This is a genomic window from Bradyrhizobium sp. KZN70725, assembly GCF_055264925.1.
The window spans coordinates 1-2630 of record NZ_JBUYWT010000149.1 but is presented as its reverse complement, the minus strand read 5'-3'; the positions used below and the strand labels follow the sequence as shown (position 1 = coordinate 2630).

2 protein-coding genes and 1 pseudogene are annotated in these 2630 nt (G+C 56.1%); 1 reads left to right on the top strand and 2 read right to left on the bottom strand.

Annotated features, from left to right (window positions below):
* The first annotated feature begins 759 nt into the window (after positions 1–759).
* Positions 760–2118 (top strand): LLM class flavin-dependent oxidoreductase, encoded by a 1359-nt coding sequence (locus tag ACZBJS_RS42280; RefSeq protein WP_463440303.1) that lies wholly within the window; start codon positions 760–762, stop codon positions 2116–2118.
* Between the two features lie 23 nt (positions 2119–2141).
* Here ACZBJS_RS42280 and ACZBJS_RS42275 read toward each other — a convergent pair.
* A pseudogene (locus ACZBJS_RS42275) lies at positions 2142–2395 on the bottom strand (IS66 family transposase); the annotation flags it as partial.
* Positions 2396–2431: 36 nt separating this feature from the next.
* Positions 2432–2630: transposase domain-containing protein (locus ACZBJS_RS42270; RefSeq protein ID WP_463440302.1), on the bottom strand; the 199-nt coding region annotated here is incomplete at its 5' end.

Below are 2630 nucleotides of genomic sequence, written 5' to 3'. Positions count from 1 at the left end.
CTATCCTTACGACTATCCTTGGACATTGTGACCTCGCGACAAACCATTCCGCGAGATCTTCCTAGCCGACCAGATCAACCCTCAGCGTGTGGTCTCTGCATGACGCTCACGATGTTAGGCAGCTTGTGCCGTGCTTGATGTCCGGCAGGAAATTGATTCGCACTACGCGTCGAGGTGATCACTGGAGTGTCCCCCAGGTGACGCGCCTTGTCGGGTTATATCGAGTGCTGTGTAACAGTCCTGATGGACAGTAATGAGTGCAGACCCACGTCGCAACACAGGTCCGATCGCTGGAAGCGAGGTGCACCCGACGGCCTCTCTTCGCGATGGCCTCGACGGCACTCGTGAGACATGTGGTGGTCTCGGAGTTTGCCTGCTATCTGCTGCTGCCGGCGGGTGCAGTCCTGGCCGGCGTGGGAGACGCCGATGCCGGAGCTCGATCCCGAACGACATCACCCGCGCATCCGCCAGTTCCCGGCGCATGTCATGGATGACCGCACAAGGATCGGTCCCTCCGCGGCTCTACGGTCAACTACCAGTGCTAGCAATTGATCTAGGTAAAAGAAGCATGTCACCTATCGATTGATGAGCCTCGGTCCGTCAGATGAGCGTCGGTCGGTCAAACGCCACCTGCAAGGAGTTCTGCATCTAACATAGCTTTTCATTCGAGGTGGAATCGAATGATGAGCTGTCGCGGCGGAGCAATCCGCCAGATGAACGCAGTACGCGAGGATGGTCAAACTCAAAGGGAAACACAGCATGCGGCGCAATGGCGAAATGAAGCTCGGACTATTCCTCGTTCAGGCGGGATATAACAAAGGTGCATGGCGTGACCCGAGCGTGCCCACTGGTGGCGGAGTTGATATCAGCCACTATGCTCATCTTGCAGCACTTGCTGAAGGCGCGGCGTTTCACTTCGTCTTCCTTGCCGATAGCCCAAGTGTAGCACAGCAAGATAACGCAGCTATAGCTCGCGTAAGCGCAAACGATGAGTTCGAGCCAATCACGCTGATGTCGGCGCTTTCCTCGAGAACGCAGAAACTAGGCCTAGTCGCGACAGCGACCACGACGTATCATCAACCTTATCATCTTGCACGTATGTTCGCCTCACTTGACCATCTTTCGCGGGGACGTGCGGGCTGGAACATTGTCACGTCAGCAGCTAAGTTCGAGTCAGCGAATTTCGGCGAGAAAGAACTTCCTGACCATAGCACGCGCTACGATCGGGCGAGAGAATTTGTAGGCGTCGTCAAAGGTCTCTGGGACTCGTGGGAAGACGACGCTTTCATACGTAACAAGGAAAGTGGCATTTTCGCCGATACAACAAAGCTGCATATTCTCAACCACAAAGGGAACTACTTCTCAGTCAGAGGTCCATTGAATATAGCCAGACCGCCGCAAGGGCATCCCGTCCTTGTTCAGGCTGGTGCATCCGAGTCGGGAATACTATTTGGAGCAGAAGTCGGTGAGGTAGTATTCACTGCAGAACCTTCTTTGGAAAATGGCATACGATACTATGCGACTCTTAAAGAGAAGGCGCGCGCATGTGGGCGGCACGACGATCAGATCCTAGTCATGCCGGGCATTATCCCCATCGTCGGGAGAACGAAGGAAGAAGCGTCTGACAAGCTTGAGAGACTACAATCGTATACACCAACCGAGGTGCTAATCGCGACGGCCGATCGTTGGCTTGGGTTTGTCACTGACTTGCGTTCCACCGACCTCGACTCATTGGTCCCCGAGGCTTTGCCGCAGACGAATTTCATGCAGAGCCGTCAAAAGGTGCTCCTGGAAGAGGCCGCACGCCAGAATTTCACTTGGAGACAACTGATCCGTTTGATATCGGATAGCCATGGCCATCTAATGGTTATCGGTACACCGAACCAAATCGCCGATACCATGGTGGACGCATTTGAGCGGCATGCGGCTGATGGATTTAACATAATTCCGGCGATCGTTCCCGGCGGATTCAAGGATTTTGTTGAGTTCGTTGTGCCCGAGTTGCGCCGGAGGGGAAAATTTAGATCCCAGTATGCGGGGCAGACTCTGAGAGAGAACCTTGGTCTCAAGCGACCGCTTAATCGGTACGCGCAAGCAGATGCAAGCAGATCTCCGTGAAGGAGGACTGCCCTCATTGCGCTAGGACTGTCGTCCACAGCAAAGGCCAGAGCTGGCCGGTTTCTGTGCGCCCCGGCCAGGATCGAGCACCGGCATCGTTGGCAACATCGGCAAACAGTTTCGGCCGTTGCCGGAGCTTGGCCAGCAGCAGACGCTCATTGCAGCGGGCGCAGGTGCCAGGCGGCATGACCGACCCAATCCGCAGCGTCGAACGATCCAGCACGATGCTCTGACGGGCGTGGATCTGCCCCGGCCGATACAACGGCAATTGGTTCGCTCTACCAGAACCTCGGTAAGCGGCAAGCTAAGGCCGTCAAGCGGCGTGGTTCCATGGCATAAGCGCGTCGATTTCGCTGCTCGGCCAGCCGTTGGCGATACGCCGAAGTGTCAGGGCGAGCCAAGCGAACGGATCGACGTTGTTCATTTTCGCCGTCTGCAGCAGCGTTGCGATGGTCGCCCAGGTTCGTCCGCCGCCGTCGCTGCCAGCGAAGAGGCTATTCTTTCTCGTGATT

Excerpts from the sequence above, each read along its gene's own strand:
- ACZBJS_RS42280 (WP_463440303.1), top strand. The coding sequence starts at position 760 with ATGCGGCGCAATGGCGAAATGAAGCTCGGACTATTCCTCGTTCAGGCG.